This window comes from Streptomyces sp. Y7 (assembly GCF_043195415.1).
Taxonomy (GTDB): domain Bacteria; phylum Actinomycetota; class Actinomycetes; order Streptomycetales; family Streptomycetaceae; genus Streptomyces.
Window position 1 is genome coordinate 1 of record NZ_JBIDDQ010000058.1, and the last position, 883, is coordinate 883.

The window sequence follows — 883 nt, forward strand, 5'->3', positions numbered from 1 at the left end:
GTGCTGCACTCACCGCTCGCCTTCGACCTCACCATCACGGCCCTGTGGACGCCGCTCACCAACGGCGGCACCGTCCACCTCACCTCACTGGAAGACAGCACCAGCCGCCCCACCCTGGTCAAGGCCACCCCCAGCCACCTGCCCATCCTCAGCAGCCTGCCCGAGACCGCCTCCCCCTCACAGACCCTGATCCTCGGCGGCGAAGCCCTGCACGCCGACCAACTCACCGCCTGGCGCGCACAGCACCCCGACGTCCAGGTCATCAACGCCTACGGACCCACCGAATCCACCGTCAACATCACCGAATACCCGCTCGACAGCAACGCGACCGGACCGGTCCCGATCGGACGGCCCTTCGCCAACACAGCTGTCTACGTCCTCGACTCCGCCCTACGCCCCGTACCCCCGGGCGTCACCGGCGAGCTCTACCTCGCCGGCCACCAACTCGCCCGCGGCTACCACCACCGCCCCGCCCTCACCGCACAACGCTTCACCGCCAACCCATACGGCACACCCGGCAGCCGCATCTACCGCACCGGCGACCTCGCCCGCTGGACCACAGACGGCCAACTCCTCTACACCGGCCGCGCCGACCACCAGGTCAAACTCCGCGGCCACCGCATAGAACTCGGCGAGATCGAAACCGCACTCACCACCCAGACAGGCATCACCCAGGCCACCGCCCTCCTACGCGAAGACACCCCCGGCGACCAACGCCTCACCGCCTACGTCGTCGGCCACCACAACGAAACCAACGTCCGCGCAGCCCTCGCCCAACACCTCCCCGACTACATGATCCCCTCCGCGATCGTCACCCTCGACGCCCTCCCCCTCACCCCCAACGGCAAACTCGACCGCAAAGCACTCCCCGCCCCCACCTACA

The 883-nt window shown here is 68.6% G+C and carries 1 protein-coding gene; it reads left to right on the plus strand.

The annotated features are described in order from the left end of the window. Positions 1-883, plus strand: an 883-nt coding sequence (locus tag ACGFW6_RS45090; RefSeq protein ID WP_393523618.1) for an amino acid adenylation domain-containing protein, incomplete at both ends; no start/stop codon positions are given.